Genomic DNA, 26,975 nt, shown 5'->3' with positions numbered 1-26,975 from the left:
ATCTATTCTTAAAACTGGCATTTACTTCAACTGATTGACTAAACATGCGACAATGATCGGCACTGTCGGCTTAATTCTCTCGCTAAATCAGGATATTAACTGCCCATGAAGGGTAAATACAAAGCCGCGATTGCGCTCTTATTGCTGTTGATTTTATTGCCGCTGACGCTGCTGATGACGCTCGCCCAGTGGGTACCGACCCTCGCCGGTATCTGGTTGCCTGTCGGTACACGTATCGCCTTTGAGGAAGGCCCCAAACTGACCCGTCACGCGCTGGTGATCCCCAATCTGCGCTATCTGGTTGAGGATTGCGAGATTGCCAGGGTTGAAAACGCCACGCTGTCGCACCCCAGCCGCTGGAATCTGGATATTGGTGCGCTTGAACTTAACACGGTGTGCCTCAGTAAAATTCCCCAGTCAGCCCCCTCAACCGTTGCGCCAAAAACCCTGGCACAGTGGCAGTCGGTGCTGCCTAATACCTGGCTCACTATCCGCCGTCTTACCCTGTCTCCCTGGCAACAGTGGGAAGGGGAACTGCATGCCTCACTGACGCCTGCGGTACAGGCGGTGACCTACAACGGTGAGCAGGTTAGTTTCCAAGGGCAGTTACGCGGCCAGACTCTCTCGGTCAGTCAGCTTGATGTACAACTCCCCGGCCAGGTGCCGCCCGTAAAGCTGGTGGGTGAGTTTACCCTGCCGCTGGTGCCGGATGGCGTGCCGGTGAAAGGCCATGCGGTCGCGACTTTTAACGTGCCACAGCTCACCTCGCTGGTCGATGCCGATCTGGACTGGGAGGAGAATCAGGGGCAACTGCTGGTGATGGCGCGGGACAACCCCGATCCGCTGCTCGATTTACCGTGGCAGATCACGGCACAACAGCTGAATATCAGCGACGGACGCTGGAACTGGAACCTGTCCGGCATGCCGATGAGCGGCCGCGTGGGTCTCCGGGTGGATAACTGGCAGCAGGGGCTGGAAAAAGCCACCTTTACCGGACGCCTCAATGTTCTGACTCAGGGCGATGCCGGGAAAGGTAACGCCGTGCTGAATCTCGGGCCGGGCAGGCTCAGCCTGGAAAACAGCGACATGCCGCTTCACCTGAGCGGCGAGGCCAAACAGGACGATCTGGTGCTTTACGCCAGACTCCCGGCCAGACTGACCGGCAGCCTGAACGATCCGCAGCTTGTCTTTGAGCCGGGCGCGCTGCTGCGTTCGCGCGGACGCATTATTGATTCGCTGGATATCGACGAAATTCGCTGGCCGCTGGCGGGCGTGAAGCTCACGCAAAAGGGCGTGGATGGTCGTCTGCAGGCGATTCTGCGCGCCCACGAGAACGAGATGGGGGATTTTGAACTCCACCTGGACGGCCAGGCCAACGACTTTTTACCCGATAACGGCCTCTGGCAGTGGCGTTACTGGGGCAAAGGTGGCTTTACGCCAATGAACGCGCGCTGGGATGTGGCCGGAAAAGGCGAATGGCGCGACAAACTCATCGAGCTGACCGCGCTCTCTACCGGCTTTGACAAGCTGCAGTACGGCACCATGGAAGTCAGCAAACCGCGTCTGGTGCTGGATAAACCGGTACGCTGGGTTCGTGACCCTGTCACGCCGACATTTAGCGGTGCGCTGTCGCTCAATGCCGGAGAGACCCGTTTTGCGGGCGGCAGCGTGTTGCCCCCGTCGGTGCTGACCTTCAGCGTTGGCGGAACAGACCCGACGATATTCCAGTTTAAAGGCGATCTGCATGCCGAGGCCATCGGCCCGGTGCAGGTCAACGGTCGCTGGGACGGGGAACGCCTTCGCGGTCAGGCCTGGTGGCCAAAACAATCCCTTACCGTGTTCCAGCCACTGATCCCGCCAGACTGGAAAATGACGCTGCGCGACGGAGAGCTCTATGCGCAGGTGGCCTTCTCTGCCGCTGCCGATCAGGGCTTTGAGGCGGGCGGCCACGGCGTGCTGAAATCCGGTAGCGCCTGGATGCCAGACAACCAGATCAACGGTGTGGATTTTGTGCTGCCGTTCCGTTTTAGCGAGGGTACATGGTCGCTGGGCACGCGCGGCCCCGTTACGCTGCGTATTGGCGAAGTGGAAAACCTGGTGACCGCGCGCAACATTACCGCAGACCTGCAGGGTGACTATCCGTGGAGTGAGGAAAACCCGCTGCTGCTGACCAACGTCAAGGTGGAGACCCTCGGCGGGAAAATCACCATGCAGCAGCTCAGAATGCCGCAGCATGATCCGGCGCTGCTGCGTGTGGACAATATCTCCTCCAGCGAGCTGATCAGCGCCATTAATCCTAAGCAGTTTGCCCTGTCTGGCCCGATAAGCGGGGCGCTACCGTTCTGGCTGGACAATGAAAAATGGATCATTAAAGATGGCTGGCTAACCAACCCGGGGCCGATGACGCTGCGTATTGATAAAGACACCGCTGATGCCATCGTCAACGATAATATGGTTGCAGGAGCGGCGATTAACTGGCTCCGCTATATGGAAATTTCACAGTCGTGGACAAGACTCAATTTAGATAACCTGGGTGAATTAACCATGCAGGCGACCCTCAAAGGTACCAGCCGGGTTGATGGCAAAAGCAGCTCCGTGAATCTTAACTACACCCATGACGAGAACGTCTTTACTCTCTGGCGTAGCCTGCGCTTTGGAGACAATCTACAAACCTGGTTTGAGCAACACGCGGCGCTACCTGGTATCCGCAGTTCGACTGGCAAGGAAAGTGAGGAATAACAATGAAAATGAGGGCTGGTGTACTCACCGTCGCCGTTGCCGCGCTCTTGACCGGCTGTACGCCGCGCATTGAAGTCGCTGCGCCGAAGGAGCCGATTACCATCAATATGAACGTCAAAATCGAACATGAGATCCACATTAAAGTTGATAAAGACGTTGAAACCCTGCTGAAATCGCGCAGCGATCTGTTCTGAGGACGCCATGAAACGATTAGCTCTGATGTTACTGGCGCTGGGCATGAACGTGCAGGCGGCAACCCTGACCTTAAACGAGGCCCGGGCGCAGGGGCGTGTCGGGGAAACCCTGAGCGGGTATCTTGCCCCGGTGAAACAAGACCCCGAAACGCTGGCGCTGGTGAGCCGCATCAACGCGGCGCGTACGGAAAGCTACCAGAAGCTGGCGGACAGCAATAACCTGCCGGTTGATGAAGTGGCGAAGATGGCCGGGCAAAAGCTGGTGGCCCGCGCGCAGCCGGGAGAGTACGTGAAGGGCATTAACGGAAAATGGCTGAAGAAGTAATCAGCGAAAACGCTTGCGGTACTCGCCCGGTGAGACGCCAAAACGCTGCTTAAACGCCGTTGAAAAATGGCTATGGTCGGCAAACCCCCAGCTGTAGCCAATTCCCGCCAGCTTTTCCTCGTCGCTGGCGGAGCGCAACACCTGCGCGCACAGATCCAGCCGACGATTTTTGATGTACTGCGCCACCACCAGCCCCTTATCGGCAAACATGCGGTACAGGCTGCGCACCGACATGCCGCTCTCTGCGGCAATCCATTCCGGACGCAGGGATTCCGACTGAATGTGGTCATCAATCAGTGACAGAACGTTCCTGAACTGGCGCTCCTTACGCGGTTGAATCGCGTCGCGCTGCTGAAACGCCGGGCGGAGCAGGCAGATCATCGCTTCCAGCGCGGCTTCGCTTTCCCGGTCGCTCAGGTTGGCATTTCCCATGCTCTCCAGTAGCAGGCGATGGCTTAGCTGTACAGTTGGCAACGAGCGGGAGAGCGCGAGGGCGCAACTTACCTCCTGAAAACGACACTGCTGCTCAATAATCTGACGGGGAACCAGCAGGGAAATCTGACGGGATTTTTGCTGCCAGTTGATGGAGCAGGGACGAGCGGCATCAAGAAGCGTAATGTCGCCGGCGTTCAGCACCGCGCGGCGATCGTCCTGCTCAATCTGCGCGCTGCCTTCAAGCTGGAACACGGTATAAAACCAGGCATCATTGCTCTGAGCGATCTCCTGACGGGAGCGGAACAGGTTAACCCCGCCTGCGGTGACGGTGCTTAACTTCAGGCTTCGGGCGTAGCTGGTTTCCAGCTCGCCGAAGAATTCCCCCTCTAAAGGACGCGCGTTAAAGCGCCCGCAGACATGGTTAATTTGCGCCAGCCACTGCTGATACCGTTCCTGTTCGCTTACACATGCCATCGTTTATCTCGCTGCGCCATCAATGTTTTCGTATTGTTGCATTTGTGTTGCGTTTTGTCAGAGTCATGAGGCTGACTATAGGAAAGAACACTCACCGGTAACAGCGTTATAAGGCGGAATTATCACGAATTGCGGCACCTGTCACAGGTGGCAAAGCGAATGTCACACAGACAAAAGCGGGAATGCGAAAGGCCTCTTAGACTGCAGTAACACCCTGCGAATAATAACGAAGGAGTACCCTATGTCTGAATCACAGGTCGCCATCCAGCCAGGCGTACAGCAGTTTCTGGACCGACATCACGGGCTGTGGATTGAGGGGCGGCAGGCCGCGTCGGAGAGTGAAAAACGGTTGAATATTTATAACCCGGCCACCGGGGAGGTTATCGCCTCTACGGCAGATGCCAGCGTCGATGATGTCGACCGCGCGGTGATGTCCGGCTGGCGAACCTTTGTCGCCCGCACCTGGGCCGGGAAATTACCGGCAGAGCGCGAGCGCATCCTGCTGCGCTTTGCCGACCTGGTGGAGCAGCACAGCGAGGAGCTGGCCCAGCTTGAAACGCTGGAGCAGGGGAAATCCATCAATATTTCCCGTCTCTTTGAAGTGGGTTGCACCCTGAACTGGATGCGCTATACCGCCGGGCTGACCACCAAAATAACCGGCAAAACCCTCGATCTCTCCATTCCCTTGCCGCAAGGTGCACGCTATCAGGCGTGGACGCGTAAAGAGCCGGTGGGCGTGGTGGCCGGGATTGTGCCATGGAACTTCCCGCTGATGATCGGCATGTGGAAAGTGATGCCTGCGCTGGCAGCGGGTTGCTCTATCGTCATTAAGCCGTCAGAAACCACGCCGTTGACCATGCTGCGGGTGGCGGAACTGGCGAGCGAAGCCGGTATCCCTGACGGTGTGTTTAACGTGGTGACCGGAAGCGGCGCGGTGTGCGGTGCCGCGCTGACCTCGCATCCGCATATTGCCAAAGTGAGCTTCACCGGCTCCACGGCGACGGGGAAACAGATTGCCCGCGCGGCGGCGGAGACGCTGACCGGCGTGACGCTGGAGCTGGGCGGCAAAAACCCGGCCATCGTGCTGAAAGACGCCGATCCGGCGTGGGTGATTGAGGGGCTGATGACCGGCAGCTTCCTTAATCAGGGCCAGGTCTGCGCCGCGAGCTCGCGTATCTATATAGAAGCGCCGCTTTTTGACACGCTGGTCAGCGGGTTTGAGCAGGCGGTGAAATCCCTGAGCGTGGGGCCGGGCATGTCGCCGGAGGCGTTTATCAACCCGCTGGTGTCCCGCGCTCACTGCTACAAGGTGCAGACCTTCCTGGATGAAGCAAAATCGCGCAATGCAGAGCTGATCACCGGTAACCGTGGCCCGGACGGCAAAGGGTATTACATCTCGCCGACGCTGGTGGTCAACCCGGATCCGGGACTCCGGCTGACCCGCGAAGAGGTATTCGGCCCGGTGGTCAACCTGGTACGCGTAGCCGACGGCGAAGAGGCGCTAACCCTTGCCAACGATACCGAATATGGCCTGACCGCCAGCGTCTGGACGCAGAATATCAGTAAGGCGCTGGAGTATACCGACAGATTGCAGGCGGGCACCGTCTGGGTGAACAGCCATACGCTGATTGACGCCAACCTGCCGTTCGGCGGCATGAAGCAATCCGGCACCGGACGCGACTTCGGCCCGGACTGGCTGGACGGCTGGTGTGAAACCAAATCGGTGTGCGTGCGCTATTAATAAAAGCAAAAGGCAACCGGGAGGTTGCCTTTTTAGTGTTTGTTCCCTCTCCCGTGGGAGAGGGTCAGGGTGAGGGCATCAGGCCCTGGCGGGCTAGTTTTACAGCGACCATCGATCCCGCCCGGCCTCTTTCGCGCGGTACAGCGCCGCATCGGCGCGGGCGATCAGTTCCGGGCCCGCCAGGCCCGGTGCAATTCCTGCAATCCCCATGCTGACGGTCACATGCTCACTGACTTTGGACGCACCGTGCGGTATCGCCGCCGCGCGCAGGCCGTCCTGAATGCGGCGGGCAACCTGCTGTGCAACGTTCTCCGGGCAATTAAACAGGATCACCACAAATTCTTCTCCGCCGTAGCGTGACACCACATCGTCCGGGGTGCGCACGGCCTGCTTCAGCACCTGCGCCACGCGTGTCAGACAGTCGTCACCGGCCTGATGTCCGTAGGTATCGTTGTAAAGCTTGAAATAATCGATATCCAGCATGATCAGCGAGAAGGCTTTATTCTGCTCAACGGCATTCTCCAGCACCACTTCCATCATCCGGCGATTGGCTGTTTTGGTGAGGGGGTCCTGGTGTGCCAGCGCATCGAGCCTGGAGATTAACAGCTGGTTTTGCTGATTCCGCCGCCAGGCCTCGTCAAACCAGCTTAACAGGATAAACCGCCCGCAAAGCATAATCAGCGTGAATACGCTCCAGATGGTGACAAAGCGAAGATTAAGGCCATCATTCAGCACCCAGCTGGCGACCGGCAGGGTGAGCCAGAGCGGGAGCACAAACGAGAGTAATCCCTCCGGGTAAAAATAGAGCGCCGTCAAACCGGAGAGCAATAAAATCACGCACAGCGGCCAGACGTGGGGAAGGTGCAGGGCGGTAATGAACCAGTAACTGCACATCGACCAGAAGGCACTGCAGACAAACAGCACTACGCTTATCCCGGCGATACGGCGCCAGGCCATCAGGATTAATGCAGCGGACAGCATAATAATGCCCAGCATCGAGGCATCGACAATCCGGGTCAGGTGTTGTGAACCGGGGTACAGCACCGCGCTGTTTTCCAGCAGGATGTGGCGCAGCAGGATCATCAGGGCAAAGCTGACGTTTACAAAGGCCAGCCAGGGCAGGTTCATCGCCAGCCCGTGATGCACCATGGCCTGACGTGTAGGCCAGGTGGTTCGTTCGGGGGGGAGGTTTTTTCTTTTTTCCATTGATGATGTTTACCCCGTCCAGGGAGAAAGAGAAATAAAAGCGGGCGGATAAACCGCCCGTAAATCCGCGACGTTACGGCGTCACAATATTAAACCAGAAATCAAACTTATCCATGTAGCCAAGCATGGCATCAAGTTTGGCACTGTCACCGCTGATTTTGACATCGCCACTGTCCTGCGCCTGTTTCAGCGAGATTTCCTTGAGGATGATCTTGTTAAGCGTGTCCCGGTTCAGCGTGAGCGTCGCATCGGCGTCTTTCGCTTCGGCATTAGCCGTGTGATTCAACACGCCGTTTTCCAGCTCAAGCTTATATTTACCTCCATCGCTGCCCAGATCGATATTAAATACCGATTTTGCGTCCCCGGCTTTTTGACCATTAATATGCACAGCCAGATAGTCGAAGAACATTTCCGGCGTCATCGCCCGAACGGTATCAGGGCTTGCCGTGTTTGGCGTTGGGCCTTTCACGACGCCGTTACGCAATTCCTGCGCACCGGTGAGGTAGAAGTTACGCCACGGCCCGGATTCAGCCTGATAGCCGAGCTGCTCCAGCGCATCCGCTTCCAGGTTACGCGCGGCCTGGTTGTTCGGATCGGCAAAGACCACTTTACTGACCACCTGTGCCACCCAGCGGTAGTTGCCCTGGTCGTAGTCGGTTTTGGCTTTACTCAGAATGGCGTCAGCACCTCCCATGTACTCCACGAATTTCTTCGCAGCATCAACAGGAGGTAGCTCATCAAGCGTTGCCGGGTTGCCGTCAAACCAGCCCAGATAAAGGACATAGGTGGCTTTTACGTCGTGACTGACTGAACCATAGTAGCCCCGGTTAGCCCAGGTATGGGCCAGCGAGTCAGGAAGGGTGAAATTCGCGGCAATTTCATCGCGCGTCAGACCTTCGTTCGCCATGCGCAGCGTCTGATCGTTAATGTAACGGTAAAGATCGCGCTGGCTCTTCAACAGCTTGACCACATTATCGTTGCCCCAGGTTGGCCAGTGGTGCTGTGCCATGATGATCTCTGCTTTGTCACCCCAGCGGACAATTGCCTGGTTGATATACTTCGACCAGGGCAGCGGTTCACGAATTTTTGCGCCGCGCAGCGAATAGGTGTTATGCAGCGTGTGAGTGACATCCTCGGCAGATTCAATGACCTTTTTCTCTTCGATATACCAGAGCATCTCTGAAGGCGCTTCTGAGCCCGGTGCCAGCATAAAATCATAGGTCAGCCCGTCGATAACCTCTTTCTGACCATCTTTCTCAATGATGTTGGTCGGTGCGATCAGGGTAACGGTACCGGCAGAGGTCGTGGTACCCAGCCCCGCACCCACCTGTCCTTTGGCATCGGGTTTCAGCAGGTTGCCGTACATGTAACTGGCGCGACGGCTCATGACGTTGCCCGCCATGATATTTTCAGCCACCGCGGCTTCCATAAACCCGGACGGGGCATAGACTTTCACTTTCCCGGATTTCACGTCAGCTTCATCCACCACGCCGCGAACGCCGCCGTAATGATCCACATGGCTGTGGGTATAGATGATAGCGACCACCGGCTTTTTACCCCGGTTTTTGTAATACAGATCCATGCCGACTTTTGCGGTTTCTGCTGATACCAGCGGATCGACCACGGTAATTCCTTCTTTACCTTCGATAATCGTCATATTCGACAGATCGAGGTTGCGGATCTGATATACCCCGTCGGTCACTTCGAACAGGCCACTGATATTAATCAGCTGAGATTGACGCCATAAACTGGGATTAACGGAATCCGGTGCTTTATCACCCTCTTTAATAAAGGCGTACTGTTGCGGATCCCAAATAACATTCCCTTGCTCCCCTTTGATAATCTCCTGCGGCAGTGGGGCAATAAACCCTTTATGTGCATTGGTGAAGTCGGTGTTATCGGAGAAAGGGAGTTGGTTGAAAAGGGCGTTATTCGCCTGTTGCGTCGCCGCGGTCGCGTCCTTAGGGGCTTCGGCGGCATAAGAGGGACTGACGGAAACGAGAAGCCCAGCCAGAGCAAGACTTCTGACAATCAAATTCAATTTCATCTAAAACCTCTCAGAGAAAGTACTACGTTACGGTGATTAAACGTCGTGTCCTGGCTGAAAATGTTTGAAAAGATGTCATTAGAATAAGTGGTAAAATAACTATAATCAGGCTGAGAGATTCGGCAAATAAATGAATAAAAAACCGGGCATTACGCCCGGTCGGTGATTATTTCTGTTCGTCTTTTTTTCTGCCAAGCGTTGGCGTTTCGTCAAAGAAGTTCCACGGCTTAAGCAACGTATGCACCCATTCCGTTGGCATGATGGGCCACTCTTCCGCGCGGGCAACGTGCGTGGTTCCGGTGGTCATCCAGACCACATCGTCCTGATTAGTGAGTGACTCATTGTCTTTGCTGTACTGACCCAGCCCCGTATCGTGCGTGGAGCGGTTCGGGAATTTACCTTCCGGGTACATTTCGTCAGGATGGTAACGCGTCACCCACAGCTGTTTATCCATAAAGCTCAGGCGATGGTAGATCCACTCGTCCGGTGCAAACTTCGCGCCCGTGGCTACCGGGTGCGTGCCGCCCGCGTAAGGGATGATCTGGTACGAGACCGGGTTCCCCATACGGTTCTCTTTGCGGGTGTTGCTCAGCAGGCGAATGGTACCCGGATCGAATTTCTGCGCCGCCTGCTGTTCGGTATCGATATCGTACTGATTGACCTGCATGGTACTGGTACGCGGGCCGCCAGCCGTGTTCGGTTTCACCTGCGGATCCATCGCCACCAGTTTATTGTCGATGCCATCCACATCCATATCGAGACGGAAGTTATAGATGTGCTGGTGGGTGGTACCGACGATGTTGTGATCGATTAAGGTGCCGTATCGGGTGTCGTCTTTGGCAGTGGCGTCATGCATCGTTTTAGCCTGCACGCCTTTCACGGCTTCAATCCCGGTGGCTCCGGCATCAATGCCGATGGTGCCGTTTTCGTGGAATACCCAGTCGAAGATGTAATCGTAGTTGCCAACGGTGCTTACCCAGCGCACCACCAGTTCACGGCGTTCGGTGCTGACGTTTGGCTTGCCCATCTCCTGATGCTTATATTCAGGCCCGGCGTAGCGCTCGAAAATGGCGATGGCACGTGGGATCTCCATCGGCGTACCGGTGTAATCCGGGATGGTTTCATTAAGCATCACGGCGTTGGACGGCACATCTTTGCCGCGCACCAGCGGGGAGGTCAGGGTGCCCATGCCGTAGTCGCCCGAATCGAGATAGGCTTTAAAGTACCAGCCCACATCCGGATCGCCGTAAGGGACGATCATCCCGCCCAGGGAGCCCTGATACATGACCTGGCGTTTTTTACCGTTGTCGTTGTACGTGACGGTCGAGATCATCGGCCCCACGCGGGAGTCCAGACTCAGGTGGAAATCCCAGTTCTGCCAGTGCACCATGTCGCCGGTAATGGTGTAGTTCTTGCCTTCCGGTTCGATGATCTCAAGCGGTTTTTTCGGCGTTTCGATGCGGTCACGGCCATCATACGGACGCGGAGTCATGGGCACCGGAACAACCGCGCCTTCTTCAATTTTCTGGATCTTCTTCTGTTCGAGATCAACCACCGCCACCAGATTCTCAATCGGGTGTGCCCAGTAGTTACCGTCGCCCACATCCAGATAGCTCACCACCTTCAGCAGACGGTCTTCCTGCTTCAGGCCGTCTTTGCCGTCAAAATAGCCGACGGTCAGCGGGGTCGTGATCACGTTCTTCGTATCGCTGATGCCGCGTTTTTTCAGCACCTCAGCAAATTCCGGGCTCTCGTTGATGATTTGCTGCACGGTGGCGAAATCATCCAGCAGCACCATGCCGTGCGCATCCTTCACGGCCTCCCAGCGCAGGATTTTCTTATCCTTCAGGTCTACACGACTTTCGATGACGTGTTTGCCGTCCAGCATGGTGATATTCGCCTGACGCGGGGCATCTACCGCTGTGCCGTTCAGCACAAAGTCCCACACTTTGGCTTTCGCGGGCTCGGCCAGGGCAATCTGGGTGAAGCGGGTGTTCGGTTTAAAATCCTTTGAGGCTTTGACGATCGCCACGGCTTGCTTAATCTCATCCGCCGTTAATGCATTTAGCGGATGGGGGCGTTTCTCAACCTGGAACGTCTGGTCGAGGCCGGACTGGAAGACGTCGTTGATAAAGGTGTCCGAGATAAAGGCTTTGTTGTCTTTCATCACCACCGGCACCGACAGCGCAAGGGGTTTGCCATTAACGATGGCGGTGTTAGCGCCTGGCTTAACCTTTACGAACGCACCGTCTTTCGCAATGGTGAACATCTGTGCGTAATCATCCCATTGTACCTCTGCGCCAAAATCTGCCAGCGTTTTGTCCATTGGGACCATATGCGCCTCACTGCCGTGAGCGAAAACGGGAGATTGCCAGGCACAGCAGAGCGCAACGGCCAGAGCAAGTGCCGTTCTACGGGCAGAAAATGAAGAATTGCTTCTCATCGTAGACCTCATCTTGTTGTGTTTATTGTGTTGTGAGTCTTATCCTGACAGGCGCGTGGAAAAAGCGTTTGCCTGCATCTGCCAGGTTATTTGTCAGTCTTGCCAGGTTAAAAAAAGACCGGGAATAAATCACATGCCGAGCCTTTTCATCTATCCAGGCGCACTGATGAGGCTCCACAAATTGATACGCGCAGTGAACAATTCCCTCTCCCATCGGGTTGGGGGATCCCCATAAAATAATGCCTGCACGGAGGACCCCCTCTCCCTTGAGGGAGAGGGTTGGGGTGAGGGGGAACATACGGCTGTGGAGGTCATTCCGTTCACTTTATGTTCCTTGCTACTCTGTAACGGCATGACTTGTGAACGTGCCAGGGTGGCTCAGTCGCCACCACCCTGGCGACCCGGGCTCCCGGCGGTAAATCGCCGCTTCGCGGTGCCCTCGGCTTATTCCTTCCGGCTTATCGGGGACGGGCGGATGTAACGTCCCTGTAAAGCCGCCCTCTCGGCGCATCCCTGCGCCTCGCCCCGGCCTGCAGGAAACGCCTCAGCGATTTACAGCCTGACCAGGGTATCGCTGAGAGCCCTCAGTCTTTCTGAAAGCAGCGTTATTGCTTCTGCTTACAAATTACCGGGGAGCCCTCAGCCATTGTCGAGAGGGTGAGGGGACGTTAGCTGAAATCACCCTGCTGGCGAGCCACCAGCGTCAGAATGGAGTACAGCGCTACCGCTTGCTGGTGCTGATTGAAAATCTCAACCGCCCATTCGACCACGCCGCTGGGTTTTTCATCCGCCGTACGCTGTTTCTTCAGGGTTTTACGTTTGCAGGTCAGGCGCACCTGGATGGTATCGCCCGGTTTCACCGGCTCGATAAAGCGCAGGTTTTCCATGCCGTAGTTGGCAATTACCGGCCCCACACCTGCATCAACAAACAGCCCGGCGGCAGCGGAAATCAGGAAGTAACCGTGTACCACCCGCTCGCCAAAGATCGACTCCGCTGCGCCAATTTTGTCCATGTGAGCATAGAAATGATCCCCGCTCAGGCAGGCAAAGTTAACGATATCGGCTTCCGTCAGGGTTCGGCGCGGCGTCAGCAGGCTGTCGCCCGGCTGCAATTCCTCGAAGTATTTGCGGAACGGATGAACGCGATCTTCATGCACCGTCGCGCCGCGTACCCACTGTTTGCCGATGGCGGCCAGCATGGTCGGGCTGCCCTGAATGGCGGTGCGCTGCATATAGTGTTTGACCGCACGCAGGCCACCCAGCTCCTCGCCGCCGCCTGCACGTCCGGGACCGCCGTGCACGAGCTGCGGAAGCGGAGAACCGTGGCCGGTAGACTCTTTTGCTGACTCTTCATTGAGGATCTGAATGCGACCGTGTGCCCGCGCTGCGCCAGAAATAAACTGGCGGGCGAGCGCGGGATCCGCCGTGACCAGCGTCCCGGCCAGGCTACCGCCGCCCGCGCGGGCAAGCTGCATCGCATGGTCTGCGTGGCGATATGGCATGAGAGTCGCCACCGGGCCGAACGCTTCGGTGGCGTGCACCGCCGGGGTCTCATCCGGCTGCGGGCAAAAGAGCAGGGTTGGCGGGTAAAACGCTCCGGCGGCCTGCAGATCGGCTTTTCCGCCCAGGCGAACCTGGCAGCCTGCGGCCACAAGCTGATCCACTTTCTCCTGCACATCCGCACGCTGTTCGCTGTTGACCAGGGAACCCATTTTTACGCCTTCCTGCGCCGGGTCGCCCACCACCACCTTTTCCAGCCGGGCGATCAGCGCCTGACTTACCGCGTCAATCTGGTGTTGCGGCACGATAATGCGGCGGATGGCGGTACATTTTTGTCCGGCCTTGGCGGTCATCTCACGTACAATCTCGCGAATGAACAGGGCGAACTCGGGCTGTTCCGGCGTCACGTCTTCTCCCAGCACGCAGCAGTTCAGGGAGTCGGCTTCCATGGTGAACGGGATCGCGTTTGCCACAATATTCGGGTGAACACGCAGGGTCTGGCCGGTGCTGGCGGAGCCGGTAAACGTCACCACATCCTGGCTGTCGAGATGGTCCAGCAGATCGCCCGCACCGCCGCAGATCAGGCTGATGGCGCCATCCGGCACCAGACCGCTCTCCACGATCGCTTTCACCATCGCCTGCGTCACCTGCGCGGTGGCGGTAGCGGGTTTGATGATCGCCGGCATCCCGGCAAGCCACGTGGGGGCGAGTTTTTCCAGCATTCCCCAACAGGGGAAGTTGAAGGCGTTAATATGCACCGCCACGCCCGATTTTGACGTCAGCACATGGCGCGCCGCAAAGCCGCCTTCTTTCGACAGCGGGATCAGTTCATCCTCGGGCCACAGCGTGTCGTCCGGTAATTCACGGCTCCCCAGACTGGCATAGGTGAACAGCGTGCCAATCCCACCTTCAATATCTACCCAGCTGTCGGCCTTTGTCGCGCCGGTCTGGGCTGAGAGAGCATAAAATGTCTCTTTCAGGCTGAGCAGGTGCTTCGCCACCGCTTTCAGCATCGCCGCGCGTTCGATAAAGGTCATGGCGTGGAGCGCTTCACCGCCATGCGTAATGGCATAGCGACGTGCCGCCGCCATGTCCAGCCCTTCGCTGGTCACGCTCCAGAGCGCTTCACCGCTGATGGCGTGATGAATAGTACGTTCGCGGCCCCGGCCAGACTGCCAGACACCGGACAAGAAACTGGCTAACTGCTGCATCTCTTATCTCCACATGTTTCGTTATTTCACTATCAATAGTTTGATCACGAATCATAAAAATCAAGTTGAGTTTTAATGAATTGTTAACAATGTGATCTGAAGGGAAGGTGTGCAGCGACTGCAGCCTTGATTTGGCGGCCTTTGCGCAAAAGCCCTGCGACGACATCACAAAACCAGGAAACATTTCTTGGGGGTATATTTAACCTTTGTGTAACTTTTAAAAAACAAAGTGATTCACAATTACGCTTTAAGTTGCAAACTAACGAATCATAAAGGTGATGACGTGACGCAAGAACAACGCTTTGAGCAGCGCATAGCGCAGGAGACGGCGATTGAGCCTCAGGACTGGATGCCGGAAGCCTATCGCAAGACGTTGATCCGCCAGATTGGTCAGCACGCCCACTCTGAAATTGTCGGCATGCTGCCGGAAGGGAACTGGATCACCCGCGCCCCGACGCTACGCCGCAAAGCGATCCTGCTGGCGAAAGTGCAGGACGAAGCCGGGCACGGGCTGTATCTCTACAGCGCGGCTGAAACGCTGGGCTGCGCGCGGGAAGACATCTACCAAAAAATGCTCGACGGCAAGATGAAATACTCCTCCATCTTTAACTATCCGACGCTGAGCTGGGCCGATATCGGTGTAATCGGCTGGCTGGTGGACGGTGCCGCCATCGTCAATCAGGTGGCGCTGTGCCGGACCTCTTACGGGCCGTACGCCCGCGCGATGGTGAAAATCTGTAAAGAAGAGAGCTTCCACCAGCGTCAGGGGTTTGAAGCCTGCATGGCGCTGGCGCAGGGGAGCGACGCCCAGCGGCAGATGCTGCAGGATGCCATCAACCGTTTCTGGTGGCCCGCCCTGATGATGTTCGGACCAAACGACGACAACTCGCCGAACAGCGCCCGCAGTCTCGCCTGGAAAATTAAACGCTTTGGCAATGACGAACTGCGTCAGCGCTTCGTCGACAACACCATCCCGCAGGTGGAGATGCTGGGGATGACGGTACCCGATACCGACCTGCGCTTTGACGAGGAAACCGGCCACTACCGCTTCGGTGAGATTGACTGGCAGGAGTTTGACGAGGTGATCAACGGACGCGGGATTTGCAACCACGAACGCCTGGCCGCCAAGCGCAAAGCCTGGGAAGAGGGGGCGTGGGTGCGTGAAGCCGCACTGGCGCACGCAGAAAAACAACGCGCCCGTCAGGCCGCATAAGAGGAAATCACGATGAGCAATGTCTACTGGCCGCTGTACGAAGTGTTCGTACGCAGCAAACAAGGGTTATCCCACCGCCATGTTGGCAGTCTGCATGCCGCTGACGATCGCATGGCGCTGGAAAACGCGCGGGACGCCTATACCCGCCGCAGCGAAGGTTGCTCGATCTGGGTGGTGAAGGCGAGCGAGATCGTTGCCTCTCAGCCGGAAGAGAGCGGCGAGTTCTTCGACCCGGCGGAAAGCAAGGTCTATCGCCACCCGACGTTTTACACCATCCCTGATGGCATCGAGCATATGTGAGGTCAGGGATGAAAACAGTATCTGCATACGCCCTGCGTCTGGGCGACAACGGTCTGGTGCTCTCGCAGCGCCTCGGAGCCTGGTGCGGACACGCGCCGGAGCTGGAAATCGACCTTGCGCTCGCCAACATCGGTCTCGATCTGCTGGGGCAGGCGCGCAACTTCCTCGCCTGCGCGGCTGAGCGGGAAGGTCAGGGCGATGAAGACACCCTGGCCTTCGGCCGCGATGAGCGTCAGTTTCACAATTTACTGTTGGCAGAACAGCCGAACGGCAACTTCGCCGACACGATCGCCCGCCAGTATCTGATGGACGCGTGGAATGTTGCCCTCTACGAGCGGCTGATCCACAGCAGCGACAGTCAGCTTGCCGCTATCGCCGCCAAGGCGATTAAAGAGGCGCGTTATCACCTGCGCTTTAGCCGCGGCTGGCTGGTGCGCCTGGGAGACGGTACCGAAATCTCGTCGCAAAAAATGCAGCAGGCCATCGACAACCTGTGGCGCTTTACGGCCGAGTTGTTCGAGGCGGATGACGTTGAGCTTGAGCTTATTGAGTCTGGCGTTGCGGTTGATCCGCGCACCCTGCGCCAGCCGTGGGAACACGAAGTGTTTGCCGGACTGCGGGAAGCCACCCTGCGCGTGCCCGATGAGACGGCCTATCGCACCGGCGGAAAACGCGGGCTGCATACCGAGCATCTGGGCCCGATGCTGGCAGAGATGCAGTATCTCCAGCGCGCGTATCCCGGTCAGCAGTGGTAAAGGAGAACGCCATGCAACGTCTTGTCGACATCGCACCCCCACAGGTTCCGCACATCTGGTCCCTGTTAAGCCAGATCCCGGACCCGGAAGTGCCGGTGCTCACCATCACTGATTTAGGCATGGTGCGTAGCGTCACCGCGCAGGGCGAAGGCTGGGTGATTGGCTTTACGCCAACCTATTCAGGCTGCCCGGCGACGGAACACCTGCTTGGCGCCATCCGCGACTCCCTGACGGCGCACGGTTATACGCCGGTGCACATTGTGCTGCAGCTGGAACCCGCCTGGACGACCGACTGGATGACCGCCGATGCGCGTGAACGTCTGCGCGCGTATGGCATCAGCCCACCCGTGGGGCACAGCTGTCATGTCCACGTTCCCGCTGAGGTGAGCTGCCCGCGCTGCGCCAGCACCGACACCTCGCTTATCAGTGAGTTTGGTTCTACGGCCTGTAAGGCGCTGTATCGCTGTAATACCTGCCGCGAACCCTTCGACTATTTCAAATGTATTTGAGGTTGTCATGACAACGTTTCATTCATTAACAGTGGCAAAAGTAGAACCCGAAACCCGCGATGCGGTGACCATCACCTTCGCGGTTCCGCAGGCGTTGCAGGAGGCTTACCGCTTTCGTCCCGGCCAACACCTGACCCTGAAAACCAGACTGGGTGCAGACGAATTGCGCCGCTGTTACTCCATCTGCCGGAGTAGCGCGCCGGGGGAGATCAGCGTCGCGGTTAAAGCCATTGAAGGTGGACGTTTCTCTCGTTACGCCCGGGATGAGATCAAACCGGGCATGACGCTGGAGGTGATGGTTCCCCAGGGGCATTTTGGCTATCAGCCGCAGCCTGAACGGGAAGGTCACTATCTGGCGATTGCCGCGGGCTCCGGCATCACCCCGATGCTGGCGATTTTATCCGCCACGCTGGCCGCCGAACCGAACAGCCACTTCACCCTGATCTACGGCAACCGCAGCAGCCAGAGCATGATGTTCCGTCAGGCGCTGGCGGACCTGAAGGATAAATACCCGCAGCGGTTGCAGTTGGTTGCCATCTTCAGCCAGGAGCGGCTGGACAGCGACCTGCTTTACGGCCGTATCGACGGTGAAAAGCTGCAGGCGCTGGCGAAAACGCTGATCAACTTCCGCCAGTACGACGAGGCCTTTATCTGCGGCCCGGCCGCGATGATGGACGACGCTGAAGCGACCTTAAAAGCGCTGGGAATGGCCGAAAAATCCATTCACCTTGAGCGGTTCAATACGCCGGGCACGGCCGTTAAGCGCGTGGTGAGCGTGCAGGCGGAAGGCCAGAAGGTGATCGTGCGCCAGGACGGACGTGACCGCGAGATCGTCCTGACGGCGGACGACGAGAGCATTCTTGATGCCGCCCTGCGCCAGGGGGCGGATCTGCCGTATGCCTGCAAGGGAGGCGTCTGCGCCACCTGTAAATGCAAAGTGCTGCGCGGCAAGGTGGACATGGCGACCAACTACAGCCTGGAGCCGGACGAACTGGCCGCCGGGTATGTGCTGAGCTGTCAGGCGTTGCCGCTAACCGCCGACGTGGTCGTCGACTTTGACGCTAAGGGGATGGCATGAGCGAACTTCTGGTCACCCGTTATGACCGCGTGCTGCAACTCACGCTCAACCGGCCGGCGGCACGCAACGCCCTTAACAATGCGCTGCTGACACAGCTTGCAGAACAGCTGGAGGCGGCGGCCAGCGATAACACCCTCTCTGCCTGTGTGATTTACGGCAGCGAGCGCTGCTTTGCGGCAGGAGCCGATCTCAACGAAATGGCAGAAAAAGATCTGCCTGCCACCCTGAACGATAGTCGTCCTCAGCTGTGGAAGCGGATTGACGCCTTCAATAAACCGCTGATTGCCGCCGTGAACGGTTTTGCACTCGGGGCTGGCTGCGAGCTGGCCCTGCTGTGCGACGTAGTGATTGCCGGTGACAACGCCCGCTTCGGACTGCCGGAAATTACGCTTGGGATCATGCCCGGTGCGGGCGGCACGCAGCGCCTGATCCGCTGCGTGGGTAAATCGCTCGCCAGCAAAATGGTACTGACCGGGGAAAGCATTACGGCGCAGCAGGCCCAGCGTGCCGGTCTGGTCAGCGACGTTTTCCCGGCCTCGCTGACGCTGGAATACGCCCTGAAACAGGCAGCGCTGATGGCGCGCCACTCGCCGCTGGCGCTACAGGCGGCTAAACAGGCGCTGCGCCAGTCGCAGGAGGTGCCGCTGCAGGCGGGTCTGGCCCAGGAGCGTCAACTGTTCACGCTGCTCTCGGCCACGGAAGACAGGCGAGAAGGCATCGACGCCTTCTTACAGAAACGTACTCCCGACTTTAAAGGACGCTAATTGTGGAATCTATTCTCAGTCATGTAGAGCAAGGCGTAATGACCCTGACGCTGAACCGTCCGGAGCGTCTGAACAGCTTTAACGATGTGATGCACCAGCAGCTTGCAGAATGCCTGAAGCAGGCCGAGCGCGATGAGACGATCCGCTGTCTGCTGATCACCGGCGCAGGGCGCGGCTTCTGTGCCGGTCAGGATCTGAACGACCGTAATGTCGACCCGAACGGTCCGGCGCCGGATCTGGGGATGTCCGTCGAGACCTTTTATAACCCGCTGGTACGTCGTCTGGCTGCGCTGCCAAAACCGGTGATTTGCGCGGTCAACGGCGTGGCGGCAGGAGCAGGGGCCACGCTGGCGCTGGGGTGCGACATGGTGATTGCCGCGCGCTCCGCCACCTTTGTAATGGCCTTCAGCAAGCTGGGGTTAGTCCCGGACTGCGGCGGAACCTGGTTCCTGCCGCGCGTGGCCGGACGCGCCCGCGCCATGGGGCTGGCGCTGCTTGGCGACAAACTGAGCGCCGAACAGGCGCACGCCTGGGGAATGATCTGGCAGGTGGTGGATGACGACCAGCTCTCCAGCACGGCGCAGCAGCTGGCGCTGCACTTTGCCTCGCAGCCCACCTTTGGGCTGGGGCTGATCAAGCAGGCGATCAATGCCGCGGAAACCAACACCCTGGACGCACAGCTTGACCTGGAGCGCGATTATCAACGGCTGGCCGGACGCAGCGACGATTACCGCGAAGGCGTGAGCGCCTTTCTGGCGAAGCGCGCACCGAATTTTACGGGGAAGTAAGATGCTGAACATTCGTACTGTCGCCGTCATTGGAAGCGGGACAATGGGCGCCGGAATAGCCGAAGTCGCGGCAAGCCATGGGCATCAGGTGATGATGTACGACATCGCCTCAGACGCCATTTCCCGCGCCATTGACGGCATTCGCCAGCGCCTGGCCTCCCGGGTGACGCGGGGCAAACTCACTGAGGAGGCGTGTGGGCAGATCCTCGCCCGGCTGACCCCGGTCACGGATATCAGTGCGCTAACCGCGGCGGACCTGGTGATAGAAGCCGCCTCCGAGCGCCTTGAGGTGAAAAAAGCGCTGTTTGCCGAACTGGCGGAGATCTGCCCGCCGCAGACCCTGCTTACCAGCAACACATCTTCTATCTCGATCACGGCGATTGCGGCGGATATCCGTCATCCAGAGCGAGTGGCAGGCCTGCATTTCTTTAACCCGGCACCGGTGATGAAGCTGGTGGAGGTGGTTAGCGGGCTGGCGACCTCGCCGGAAGTGGCCGACGCGCTGTGCGAGCTGGCGCTGAACTGGGGGAAACAGCCGGTGCGCTGCCAGTCGACGCCGGGCTTCATCGTAAATCGCGTGGCGCGTCCCTTCTATTCCGAAGCCTGGCGCGCGCTGGAGGAACAGGTTGCAGCTCCTGAAGTCATTGATGCTGCCCTGCGCGAAGGCGGCGGTTTCCCGATGGGGCCGCTGGAACTGACCGATCTGATTGGGCAGGACGTTAACTTCGCCGTGACCTGTTCGGTGTTTAACGCATTCTGGCAGGAGCGGCGTTTTCTCCCTTCACTGGTGCAGCAGGAGCTGGTGCTGGCGGGGCGACTGGGCAAAAAAAGTGGGAAGGGCGTTTACGACTGGCGAGGCGAATCGCCACAGGTGCCATGGCTCGACGCGGTCAACGACAGCTTTAGCCCAATGCGGGTTGAACGAAAACGTGACGGTGTCACGGAAATCGATGATGTGTTGCTGATTGAAACGCAGGGCGAAACCGCTCAGGCGCTGGCGCTGCGCCTCAACTGCCCGGTGGTGGTGGTTGATCGCATTGAGCGCGACGTGGCGGTGATTGCGTCGGCGGCCAGCAACCCGCATACCGCGACGCAAAAAGTCATCCGCTACCTGCAACAGCAGGGAAAGCGGGTGGTGCAGATTGCCGATTACCCTGGCCTGCTGGTCTGGCGCACGGTGGCGATGATTGCCAACGAAGCGCTGGATGCGCTGCAGAAAGGGGTCGCGAGCGAAAAAGATATCGATACCGCCATGCGTCTGGGCGTGAACTACCCGTCCGGGCCGATTGCCTGGGGCGCGCGGCTGGGCTGGCAACGTCTGTTAACGCTGCTGGAAAACCTGCAGCGTCATTACGGCGAAGAACGTTATCGCCCCTGTTCACTGCTGCGCCAGCGTGCGCTTCTGGAGAGTAGCTATGAGTCATAACGCCTGGCATAACGCCCGCACCATGTACGAACAGGATGCCTGCGCGCAGGCAATGGGGATGGACATTATCGACATGGACGAAGGTTACGCAGTGGTGACCATGACCATCACTCCGCAGATGCTTAACGGCCATAAAACCTGCCACGGCGGACAGCTCTTCTCGCTGGCCGACACCGCGTTTGCCTACGCCTGCAACAGCCAGGGGCTGGCGGCGGTGGCCTCTGGCTGCACAATCGATTTCCTTCGACCGGGTTTTGTCGGAGACAAGCTGACCGCCACCGCGCGGGTTAAGCATCAGGGCAAACTGACCGGCGTATATGACATCGAAATTCAGAACCAACAACAGAAAACCGTCGCTCTCTTTCGCGGAAAATCCCACCGCATCGGCGGCAATGTGACAGGAGAAGCCTGATGCGTGACGCATTTATTTGTGATGGGGTGCGAACCCCGGTGGGGCGGTACGGCGGGGCGTTATCCGCCGTACGCGCGGACGATCTGGGCGCTATACCGCTGCGTGCCTTGCTGGAGCGCTATCCGCAGCTCGACCCGGAGCGGATTGATGATGTGATCTTCGGCTGCGCCAACCAGGCGGGGGAAGACAACCGCAACGTGGCGCGTATGGCGTCGCTGCTGGCCGGGCTGCCGCAGACCGTCTCCGGCACGACGATCAACCGCCTGTGCGGCTCGGGGCTGGATGCGGTTGGCTTTGCTGCACGCGCCATAAAATCCGGTGATGGCGATCTGCTGATTGCCGGTGGCGTGGAGTCAATGTCCCGCGCGCCGTTTGTGATGGCGAAAGCCACCACGGCGTTTCAGCGCCAGGCGGAGATCTTCGATACCACCCTTGGCTGGCGATTTGTGAATCCGCTCATGCATCAGACGTTCGGAACTGACAGCATGCCGGAAACGGCAGAGAATGTAGCTGAATTGTTAAATATCAGCCGTGCCGATCAGGATGCGTTCGCGCTGCGCAGCCAGCAGCGTACCGCCCGGGCGCAGCAAAACGGCATTCTGGCGCAGGAGATCGTGCCGGTGCTGGTGCCGGGGAAAAAAGGGACCGTCACGGAGGTCTCTGTTGATGAGCACCCGCGCGCCGACACCACGCTGGCGCAACTTGCCGCCCTGAAAGCGCCGTTTCGCAAAAATGGCGTCGTTACCGCAGGTAACGCCTCTGGGATGAACGATGGCGCCGCTGCACTGATTATCGCCAGCGAGCAGATGGCGCTCGGACAGGGGCTTGAGCCGCGCACGCGGATTGTGGCCATGGCCACCGCAGGCGTGGAGCCACGTCTGATGGGGCTAGGGCCGGTGCCCGCCACCCGTAAAGTGCTGGAGCGAGCGGGGCTCAGTATTAACGAGATGGATGTGATTGAGCTGAACGAAGCCTTCGCCTCCCAGGCGCTGGGCGTGCTGCGTCAGCTGGGTTTGCCGGACGATGCCGCACACGTCAATCCGAACGGAGGGGCCATTGCGTTAGGCCATCCGCTGGGAATGAGCGGTGCCAGGCTGGTGCTGGCCGCGAGCAATGAATTGCATCGACGCCACGGGCGCTACGCGCTGTGTACGATGTGCATCGGTGTGGGTCAGGGCATTGCCATGATCCTTGAGCGTGTTTGAGCGAACAATAATGTGAGTACCCTGCGATGATAAATACAACAAAGCTTGATCCGATCGAAACCGCGTCCATTGACGAATTACAGGCGTTGCAGACCCAACGTCTGAAATGGACGCTGAACCACGCCTATAACAACGTGCCGATGTACAAACGTAAGTTTGATGCCGCGGGCGTTCACCCTGACGATTTCCGCGAACTGGCCGATATTCGCAAGTTCCCGTGTACCACCAAGCAGGATCTGCGCGATAACTATCCGTTCGATACCTTCGCCGTACCGATGGAGCAGGTGGTGCGTATTCACGCTTCCTCCGGCACAACCGGGAAACCGACCGTCGTGGGCTATACCCAGGGCGACATTGACAACTGGGCCAATCTGGTGGCCCGCTCCCTGCGTGCCGCCGGGGGCAGCGCGAAGGACAAAATCCATGTGGCCTATGGTTATGGTCTGTTTACCGGCGGGCTGGGCGCTCACTACGGTGCCGAGCGTTTAGGGGCCACGGTGATCCCGATGTCCGGCGGCCAGACCGAGAAGCAGGCGCAGCTGATCCGCGATTTTAAGCCGGATATGATCATGGTGACGCCTTCCTACTGCCTCAACCTGATTGAAGAGCTGGAGCGCCAGATGGGCGGCGATGCCAGCGCCTGCTCCCTGCGCGTGGGCGTGTTCGGTGCCGAGCCGTGGACCCAGGCGATGCGTCATGAGATCGAAAAACGGTTAGGCATTACGGCGCTGGATATCTACGGCCTTTCGGAAGTGATGGGGCCGGGCGTGGCGATGGAGTGTATCGAAACCGCCGACGGCCCGACCATCTGGGAAGATCACTTCTACCCGGAGATCGTCAACCCGAACGACGGCACCCCGCTTAATGACGGCGAGCAGGGCGAACTGCTGTTCACCACGCTGACCAAAGAGGCGCTGCCGGTGATCCGCTATCGCACCCGCGACCTGACCCGTCTGCTGCCGGGTACCGCCCGCACAATGCGCCGCATGGACAGGATCAGCGGTCGCAGCGATGACATGCTCATTATCCGCGGTGTGAACGTCTTCCCGTCGCAGCTGGAAGAGGAGATTGTGAAGTTTGAGCATCTCTCTCCGCATTACCAGCTGGAGGTGAATCGTCGGGGGCATCTTGATTCACTTTCTGTAAAAGTGGAGCTGAAAGAGAGCAGTCTTTCGCTGACCCACGAACAGCGCTGTCAGGTCTGCCATCAGCTGCGTCATCGCATTAAATCGATGGTCGGGATTTCCACGGACGTCATGATCGTTAACTGCGGCAGCATCCCGCGCTCGGAGGGGAAAGCCTGCCGGGTGTTTGACCTGCGTAAAGTGGCGGCCAACGGTTGAATTATCCTCATTCTACGTTCCCTCTCCCACAGGGAGAGGGTGTATTGAGTTCCCTCTCCCTGTGGGAGAGGGTTAGGGTGAGGGTCTATCCAGGATTCGTATGCTATGATTCATCCAGGATAAAAACACCAACAGAATGAATCACATGAAACTCGACGCCTTTATTCAGCATGCGGTCAGTTCGGTTCCCATCAGCGGGACATCGCTAATCTCCTCGTTATACGGTGACGCGCTTTCCCATCGCGGCGGCGAGATTTGGCTTGGCAGCCTGGCCGCGTTGCTCGAAGGGATGGGCTTTGGCGAGCGCTTCGTGCGAACCGCGCTGTTTCGGCTCAATAAAGAGGGCTGGCTGGATGTCTCCCGTATCGGGCGTCGCAGTTATTACCGCCTGAGCGACAAAGGGCTGCGTTTAACCCGCCGGGCGGAGAATAAGATCTACCGCGCGGAGTTGCCCGCCTGGGATGGTAAATGGCTGCTGCTGCTCTCCGAAGGTCTCGATAAAACCACGCTTGCCGATGTGAAAAAACAGCTTATCTGGCAAGGGTTTGGCACGCTGGCGCCCAGCCTGATGGCTTCGCCCTCGCAGCATCTGGCGGATGTGCAGTCGCTGCTTCATGACGCGGGCGTGGCGGAAAATGTCATCTTCTTCGAAGCCCATTCACCACTGGCACTTTCCCGCGCGGCGCTGCGTTCCCGCGTTGAGGAGTGCTGGCAGCTGACCGAACAGAACGCGATGTACGAGACGTTTATTCAGTCGTTCCGTCCGCTGCTGCCGCTGCTGAAAGAGGCGACGCCGGAAGAGCTTACGCCGGAGCGTTGCTTCCAGATCCAGCTGTTACTGATCCACTTTTATCGTCGTGTGGTGCTGAAAGACCCGCTGCTACCAGAGGAGCTACTGCCTGCGCACTGGGCGGGTCAAAGCGCACGACAGCTTTGCATCAACATTTATCAGCGTGTGGCACCGGGAGCGCTGGCGTTTGTCAGCGAGAAAGGCGAAACCTCGGTGGGTGAACTGCCCGTGCCCGGCACGCTTTATTATCAACGCTTTGGTGGTCTTGCGACCGCATAAGGAGTGAGGATGCCTGTTTATCAAATTGACGGTCTGACGCCGGTGGTGCCAGACGAGAGCTATGTCCACCCGACAGCGGTGCTCATTGGCGATGTGATCCTGGGCAAAGGTGTGTATGTCGGCCCCAATGCCAGCCTGCGCGGTGATTTTGGCCGTATTGTGGTGAAAGATGGCGCGAACATTCAGGATAACTGCGTGATGCACGGCTTCCCGGAGCAAGATACGGTGGTGGAAGAGGACGGCCATATCGGCCACAGCGCCATTCTGCACGGCTGTATTATCCGCCGCAACGCCCTGGTAGGGATGAACGCGGTGGTGATGGATGGCGCGATTATCGGTGAGAACAGCATCGTCGGCGCGGCGGCGTTTGTGAAGGCGAAAGCCGAGATGCCCGCTAACCATTTGATTATCGGCAGTCCGGCGAAAGCGATTCGTGAGCTGAGCGAACAGGAACTGGCCTGGAAGCAGCAGGGCACGCGCGAGTATCAGGTGCTGGTGGAGCGCTGTAAGCTGACGATGCATCAGGTGGAGCCGCTGCGCGAAGAAGAGCCGGGACGCAAACGACTGACGTTTGATGAGAATTTACGGCCGAAATCGGCGGTGTGAGCGGGGGGAATGTATATTACCGGGCAAGGGAGCATCCTGTGACGTTACTTTTACGACAAGCAACATCAGCAGATTCAGTATTACTCAGTGAACTGGGCTATTGCATCTATCCCGCGCACTTTAAGCATCTGTGGAAGTCGGAATCAGAGCTAAACGATTTTCTGAAGTCAGAATATTCTGTTGCGGCGATAGAACAGAGTCTGAGAGACAGCGGCACAAGCTGGTATGTGGCGGACCTTGATCAACCGATTGGTTTTATGAAACTGACATGGGAAGCCACAATCTCTGATACCGACATCAGCGGTGTTCTTCTTAATAAACTCTATCTTGATCCGACTAAGACGAGTAATCACTACGGTCAGAGCATGTTTAGCAGCGTCATCGAACTTACCCGAAGTCATGGCAAAAAATTTCTGTGGCTCGAGGTGCTTGAACAGAATGAACGTGCCCGGCGATTTTATGAAAAGCAGGGGATGCGGTTTATCAAGGATACGGTTTTCGAAACAGCGTCGCAGCGGAGTGTATTGAAGATCATGGGAATGGAGTTATAGCTTTCCTTTGCTTATAGGGGGCTTTTCGTCTTCGTCAGACAGGGATTATAGGTTCAGAAAGAGGGATGGGGGAGATCTGGCTATGCGGGCTCATCAACAGCACAAGTCACGTAAATTGTATCGTAGCGTCAACACGACGACACGACACTATTCTAACAACCCTGGCGCTGAGTATCGCTGGGAACGTAATCGTAAAAAATCCGGGGATGAGCTGCTGGTAACACGTGAAACCATGCACAGTGGACAAAAGCGAGGACGTGACTACACGCCATTGTTTTACTTTTTGTTCAAACAGATTGGCAAGCCGTGGGATGACGTTTTCAGCGAAGTTTGTGGACGTCTTGATACTACCGAGCCTGTGTTCTGGTTAGTCGCGTTGCATGAGCATCAGCAAAGGGATTTAGTCTGTATTGGCGATAGCAGCTTTTATCCGGGCCTGTTTGTTGACGAGAATGGCGTTTTACAACAGGTTAACCCATCGATTAGTGCCAGGGACGTAAAAGTGACTTGCCGCTGCTGTACGCACACCTTTATTGGTGAGCCTGTGCCCTGGAGGGAGTGACCTGCCCCCACGATTAGATACAACACTCAGTTAGTAACGTCGGAATCTTCATTCTCAGAATGACCCTTTCTCCAGCCCG

24 protein-coding genes are annotated in these 26,975 nt (G+C 57.9%); 19 read left to right on the top strand and 5 right to left on the bottom strand.

Going from position 1 to position 26,975, the window contains the following annotated elements:
* Window positions 1-105 precede the first annotated feature (105 nt).
* The 3 genes from AX755_RS13225 to AX755_RS13215 are packed head-to-tail and all read left to right on the top strand — an operon-like array spanning window position 106 to window position 3,258.
* Window positions 106-2,739, top strand: coding sequence for a YdbH family protein (locus AX755_RS13225; RefSeq protein ID WP_062856896.1), 2,634 nt, complete (start codon window positions 106-108; stop codon window positions 2,737-2,739).
* 2 nt (window positions 2,740-2,741) lie between these two features.
* On the top strand, window positions 2,742-2,933 hold the full coding sequence (locus AX755_RS13220; protein ID WP_020688201.1) for a YnbE family lipoprotein: 192 nt from the start codon (window positions 2,742-2,744) through the stop codon (window positions 2,931-2,933).
* Window positions 2,934-2,940: 7 nt separating this feature from the next.
* Window positions 2,941-3,258, top strand: a complete 318-nt coding sequence (locus tag AX755_RS13215) for a YdbL family protein (protein WP_028028066.1) — start codon at window positions 2,941-2,943, stop codon at window positions 3,256-3,258.
* On the opposite strand, the gene feaR is transcribed toward AX755_RS13215, so the two are convergent.
* On the bottom strand, window positions 3,259-4,167 hold the full coding sequence (feaR, locus tag AX755_RS13210) for a transcriptional regulator FeaR (protein WP_047023971.1): 909 nt from the start codon (window positions 4,165-4,167) through the stop codon (window positions 3,259-3,261).
* 241 nt (window positions 4,168-4,408) lie between these two features.
* Between feaR and AX755_RS13205 the strand changes: the two genes are divergently transcribed.
* Window positions 4,409-5,908: an aldehyde dehydrogenase family protein gene (locus tag AX755_RS13205; RefSeq protein WP_062856895.1), complete on the top strand. Its 1,500-nt coding sequence runs from the start codon at window positions 4,409-4,411 to the stop codon at window positions 5,906-5,908.
* Window positions 5,909-6,007: 99 nt separating this feature from the next.
* Here AX755_RS13205 and AX755_RS13200 read toward each other — a convergent pair whose 3' ends face one another.
* The 4 genes from AX755_RS13200 to paaZ all read right to left on the bottom strand — a co-directional run bounded on the left by AX755_RS13200 (window position 6,008) and on the right by paaZ (window position 14,315).
* The gene (locus AX755_RS13200; protein WP_062856894.1) at window positions 6,008-7,114 is read right to left on the bottom strand and encodes a GGDEF domain-containing protein; all 1,107 of its coding nucleotides are present in this window, start codon (window positions 7,112-7,114) and stop codon (window positions 6,008-6,010) included.
* 73 nt (window positions 7,115-7,187) lie between these two features.
* Window positions 7,188-9,161 (bottom strand): alkyl/aryl-sulfatase, encoded by a 1,974-nt coding sequence (locus AX755_RS13195; RefSeq protein ID WP_062856893.1) that lies wholly within the window; start codon window positions 9,159-9,161, stop codon window positions 7,188-7,190.
* Window positions 9,162-9,327: 166 nt separating this feature from the next.
* Entirely contained in the window at window positions 9,328-11,604 is a 2,277-nt protein-coding gene (gene tynA, locus AX755_RS13190) for a primary-amine oxidase (protein WP_062856892.1), read from the bottom strand.
* A gap of 668 nt (window positions 11,605-12,272) precedes the next feature.
* On the bottom strand, window positions 12,273-14,315 hold the full coding sequence (gene paaZ, locus AX755_RS13180; RefSeq protein ID WP_062856891.1) for a phenylacetic acid degradation bifunctional protein PaaZ: 2,043 nt from the start codon (window positions 14,313-14,315) through the stop codon (window positions 12,273-12,275).
* A 283-nt stretch (window positions 14,316-14,598) separates the two neighbouring features.
* Between paaZ and paaA the strand changes: the two genes are divergently transcribed.
* The 15 genes from paaA to AX755_RS13105 all read left to right on the top strand — a co-directional run bounded on the left by paaA (window position 14,599) and on the right by AX755_RS13105 (window position 26,896).
* Window positions 14,599-15,528, top strand: coding sequence for a 1,2-phenylacetyl-CoA epoxidase subunit PaaA (gene paaA / locus AX755_RS13175; protein ID WP_062856890.1), 930 nt, complete (start codon window positions 14,599-14,601; stop codon window positions 15,526-15,528).
* A gap of 12 nt (window positions 15,529-15,540) precedes the next feature.
* Window positions 15,541-15,828: a 1,2-phenylacetyl-CoA epoxidase subunit PaaB gene (gene paaB / locus AX755_RS13170; RefSeq protein WP_003857353.1), complete on the top strand. Its 288-nt coding sequence runs from the start codon at window positions 15,541-15,543 to the stop codon at window positions 15,826-15,828.
* An 8-nt stretch (window positions 15,829-15,836) separates the two neighbouring features.
* Window positions 15,837-16,583, top strand: a complete 747-nt coding sequence (paaC, locus tag AX755_RS13165; protein ID WP_023621630.1) for a 1,2-phenylacetyl-CoA epoxidase subunit PaaC — start codon at window positions 15,837-15,839, stop codon at window positions 16,581-16,583.
* An 11-nt stretch (window positions 16,584-16,594) separates the two neighbouring features.
* A complete protein-coding gene (paaD, locus tag AX755_RS13160) occupies window positions 16,595-17,092 on the top strand; it encodes a 1,2-phenylacetyl-CoA epoxidase subunit PaaD (RefSeq protein WP_062856889.1) in 498 nt (165 codons plus the stop codon).
* A 7-nt stretch (window positions 17,093-17,099) separates the two neighbouring features.
* Complete coding sequence (gene paaE / locus AX755_RS13155) at window positions 17,100-18,170, top strand: 1,2-phenylacetyl-CoA epoxidase subunit PaaE (RefSeq protein WP_045901083.1); 1,071 nt, start codon at window positions 17,100-17,102, stop codon at window positions 18,168-18,170.
* Complete coding sequence (gene paaF, locus AX755_RS13150) at window positions 18,167-18,934, top strand: 2,3-dehydroadipyl-CoA hydratase PaaF (RefSeq protein ID WP_013096757.1); 768 nt, start codon at window positions 18,167-18,169, stop codon at window positions 18,932-18,934. Before paaE ends, paaF begins: the two co-directional genes overlap by 4 nt.
* On the top strand, window positions 18,934-19,722 hold the full coding sequence (gene paaG / locus AX755_RS13145; protein WP_104668942.1) for a 2-(1,2-epoxy-1,2-dihydrophenyl)acetyl-CoA isomerase PaaG: 789 nt from the start codon (window positions 18,934-18,936) through the stop codon (window positions 19,720-19,722). The genes paaF and paaG overlap by 1 nt, the downstream gene beginning before the upstream one ends.
* 1 nt (window position 19,723) lies before the next feature.
* A complete protein-coding gene (gene paaH / locus AX755_RS13140) occupies window positions 19,724-21,148 on the top strand; it encodes a 3-hydroxyacyl-CoA dehydrogenase PaaH (protein WP_045901087.1) in 1,425 nt (474 codons plus the stop codon).
* Window positions 21,138-21,560: a hydroxyphenylacetyl-CoA thioesterase PaaI gene (paaI, locus tag AX755_RS13135; RefSeq protein ID WP_013096754.1), complete on the top strand. Its 423-nt coding sequence runs from the start codon at window positions 21,138-21,140 to the stop codon at window positions 21,558-21,560. Before paaH ends, paaI begins: the two co-directional genes overlap by 11 nt.
* Window positions 21,560-22,765, top strand: coding sequence for a 3-oxoadipyl-CoA thiolase (gene pcaF / locus AX755_RS13130; RefSeq protein ID WP_062856888.1), 1,206 nt, complete (start codon window positions 21,560-21,562; stop codon window positions 22,763-22,765). The genes paaI and pcaF overlap by 1 nt, the downstream gene beginning before the upstream one ends.
* Window positions 22,766-22,791: 26 nt before the next feature.
* Window positions 22,792-24,108 carry a phenylacetate--CoA ligase PaaK gene (gene paaK, locus AX755_RS13125; RefSeq protein WP_020688186.1) on the top strand — a complete coding sequence of 439 codons (1,317 nt, stop codon included), beginning with the start codon at window positions 22,792-22,794 and terminating at the stop codon, window positions 24,106-24,108.
* 136 nt (window positions 24,109-24,244) lie between these two features.
* On the top strand, window positions 24,245-25,177 hold the full coding sequence (paaX, locus tag AX755_RS13120) for a phenylacetic acid degradation operon negative regulatory protein PaaX (protein ID WP_046887551.1): 933 nt from the start codon (window positions 24,245-24,247) through the stop codon (window positions 25,175-25,177).
* A 9-nt stretch (window positions 25,178-25,186) separates the two neighbouring features.
* Complete coding sequence (gene paaY, locus AX755_RS13115) at window positions 25,187-25,783, top strand: phenylacetic acid degradation protein PaaY (RefSeq protein ID WP_048972411.1); 597 nt, start codon at window positions 25,187-25,189, stop codon at window positions 25,781-25,783.
* Between the two features lie 38 nt (window positions 25,784-25,821).
* Window positions 25,822-26,334 carry a GNAT family N-acetyltransferase gene (locus tag AX755_RS13110; RefSeq protein ID WP_045901093.1) on the top strand — a complete coding sequence of 171 codons (513 nt, stop codon included), beginning with the start codon at window positions 25,822-25,824 and terminating at the stop codon, window positions 26,332-26,334.
* Window positions 26,335-26,416: 82 nt separating this feature from the next.
* Window positions 26,417-26,896, top strand: coding sequence for a hypothetical protein (locus tag AX755_RS13105; RefSeq protein WP_062856887.1), 480 nt, complete (start codon window positions 26,417-26,419; stop codon window positions 26,894-26,896).
* Window positions 26,897-26,975 lie beyond the last annotated feature (79 nt).

Origin of the sequence: Enterobacter sp. SENG-6 (genome assembly GCF_001605945.1) — a bacterium.
GTDB lineage: Bacteria > Pseudomonadota > Gammaproteobacteria > Enterobacterales > Enterobacteriaceae > Enterobacter > Enterobacter cloacae.
Note: the sequence above shows the minus strand (reverse complement) of the source record. Positions and strands in the feature narration are given on the sequence as shown.

Bases quoted from the DNA above. Each gene is read 5' to 3' on its own strand.
- AX755_RS13225 (WP_062856896.1), top strand. From the start codon at position 106: ATGAAGGGTAAATACAAAGCCGCGATTGCGCTCTTATTGCTGTTGATT.
- AX755_RS13220 (WP_020688201.1), top strand. From the start codon at position 2,742: ATGAAAATGAGGGCTGGTGTACTCACCGTCGCCGTTGCCGCGCTCTTG.
- AX755_RS13215 (WP_028028066.1), top strand. From the start codon at position 2,941: ATGAAACGATTAGCTCTGATGTTACTGGCGCTGGGCATGAACGTGCAG.
- feaR (WP_047023971.1), bottom strand. From the start codon at position 4,167: ATGGCATGTGTAAGCGAACAGGAACGGTATCAGCAGTGGCTGGCGCAA.
- AX755_RS13205 (WP_062856895.1), top strand. From the start codon at position 4,409: ATGTCTGAATCACAGGTCGCCATCCAGCCAGGCGTACAGCAGTTTCTG.
- AX755_RS13200 (WP_062856894.1), bottom strand. From the start codon at position 7,114: ATGGAAAAAAGAAAAAACCTCCCCCCCGAACGAACCACCTGGCCTACA.
- AX755_RS13195 (WP_062856893.1), bottom strand. From the start codon at position 9,161: ATGAAATTGAATTTGATTGTCAGAAGTCTTGCTCTGGCTGGGCTTCTC.
- tynA (WP_062856892.1), bottom strand. From the start codon at position 11,604: ATGAGAAGCAATTCTTCATTTTCTGCCCGTAGAACGGCACTTGCTCTG.
- paaZ (WP_062856891.1), bottom strand. From the start codon at position 14,315: ATGCAGCAGTTAGCCAGTTTCTTGTCCGGTGTCTGGCAGTCTGGCCGG.
- paaB (WP_003857353.1), top strand. From the start codon at position 15,541: ATGAGCAATGTCTACTGGCCGCTGTACGAAGTGTTCGTACGCAGCAAA.
- paaC (WP_023621630.1), top strand. From the start codon at position 15,837: ATGAAAACAGTATCTGCATACGCCCTGCGTCTGGGCGACAACGGTCTG.
- paaD (WP_062856889.1), top strand. From the start codon at position 16,595: ATGCAACGTCTTGTCGACATCGCACCCCCACAGGTTCCGCACATCTGG.
- paaE (WP_045901083.1), top strand. From the start codon at position 17,100: ATGACAACGTTTCATTCATTAACAGTGGCAAAAGTAGAACCCGAAACC.
- paaF (WP_013096757.1), top strand. From the start codon at position 18,167: ATGAGCGAACTTCTGGTCACCCGTTATGACCGCGTGCTGCAACTCACG.
- paaH (WP_045901087.1), top strand. From the start codon at position 19,724: ATGCTGAACATTCGTACTGTCGCCGTCATTGGAAGCGGGACAATGGGC.
- paaI (WP_013096754.1), top strand. From the start codon at position 21,138: ATGAGTCATAACGCCTGGCATAACGCCCGCACCATGTACGAACAGGAT.
- pcaF (WP_062856888.1), top strand. From the start codon at position 21,560: ATGCGTGACGCATTTATTTGTGATGGGGTGCGAACCCCGGTGGGGCGG.
- paaK (WP_020688186.1), top strand. From the start codon at position 22,792: ATGATAAATACAACAAAGCTTGATCCGATCGAAACCGCGTCCATTGAC.
- paaX (WP_046887551.1), top strand. From the start codon at position 24,245: ATGAATCACATGAAACTCGACGCCTTTATTCAGCATGCGGTCAGTTCG.
- paaY (WP_048972411.1), top strand. From the start codon at position 25,187: ATGCCTGTTTATCAAATTGACGGTCTGACGCCGGTGGTGCCAGACGAG.
- AX755_RS13105 (WP_062856887.1), top strand. From the start codon at position 26,417: ATGCGGGCTCATCAACAGCACAAGTCACGTAAATTGTATCGTAGCGTC.